General features: G+C 56.3%; 1 protein-coding gene. It reads left to right on the top strand.

Annotated elements, in window-relative coordinates; genetic code table 11:
- Positions 1-1,024 (top strand): IS110 family transposase (locus POTG_RS22525; protein WP_009227161.1); only part of this gene is annotated, 1,024 nt, incomplete at its 5' end.
- Positions 1,025-1,235 lie beyond the last annotated feature (211 nt).

Below are 1,235 nucleotides of genomic sequence, written 5' to 3'. Positions count from 1 at the left end.
CGGAACCATTCCCCACACACCGGCAGCGTTACGCAAGCTTATCAAAGAGCTGGGAGCGGCCGAAACGCTATCGTTTTGCTACGAGGCAGGACCCACAGGTTACGAAACCTATCGCTGGATCACCTCCATGGGGGCCCACTGTGTCGTCATTGCTCCATCGCTCATTCCCAAACGCCCCGGCGACCAAGTGAAAACAGATCGACGGGATGCCGAGCAACTCGCGCGTTTGTATCGTGCAGGAGAGCTCACTCCCGTTTACGTCCCCGAACGGGAAGATGAGGCTCTACGGGAATTGGTTCGCGCCCGTGAAGCTGCCAAGGAAGATGCCCACCGGGCTCGTCAGCGGATCTTGAAATTCCTGCTTCGTCACCAGATTGAACCGCCCGCCACCATAAAGCGTCGCTGGACCAAGAAGTATCGCGTCTGGTTAGGGCAGCTTACGTTCCCGTATGAGTCCATGCACGTGGCATTCAGCGAAATGCTTCATACTTTGGATGAGATCGAGCAACGCATGGGGCGCCTAGAAAAAGCACTGGTCCAGCAAGCTGCGACCGGTTCTAAGGCTTCTCTGATCCAAGCTCTTCAGTCCCTACGGGGGATTGGATTGCTTACAGCCATTACCCTTGCGGCTGAAATCGGAACCTTTGCGCGTTTTCGCTCCCCTGCGCAACTGATGGCGTACTTGGGACTGGTCCCTCGTGAGTATTCCACGGGCCTAAGTACTCGACGCGGCAGCATGACCAAAGCCGGAAATGGCCGCTTACGACGGACTTTGGTGGAGTCCGCTTGGAGTTACCGTCACCGTCCTGCCGTAAAAGGGGATCTCGCCAAGCGATTAGATGGTATGCCCGCCGACGTACAGCTGTTGTCCTGGAAGGCGCAAGAAAGATTGCATTACAAATACCGTCATCTTGTGTTTGGAAAGAACAAGCACAAGAATGTGGCCGTCGGTGCGGTGGCCCGGGAATTGATTGGGTTCATATGGGCGGTTGCTCGAACCGTGGAGCAGCCAGCAGCCTCCTAACGCCTTTGGACGATGAAGGACGCAGGGGACGTTGCCCCCTGCACCCCCACACTCGCCGTGTGCGTTCCTCATCTTCGATGAGGATTTGGAAAAGTGTTGAATTGTACCCCACCGCTTGTCAAGGAAGACGCTTGACAAGCTCACGCCGGAGCACGAGGCCCGGGAGCAAACGAAGGTTCAGGAGAGAATTTGCGTAGTCCGTTTGCACTAG

The sequence above is a fragment of the Paenibacillus sp. oral taxon 786 str. D14 genome, assembly GCF_000159955.1.
Classification (GTDB): Bacteria; Bacillota; Bacilli; order Paenibacillales; family Paenibacillaceae; genus Fontibacillus; species Fontibacillus phoenicis.
The sequence above is the reverse complement of the archived record's forward strand: the minus strand, read 5'-3'. Positions and strand labels throughout refer to the sequence as shown.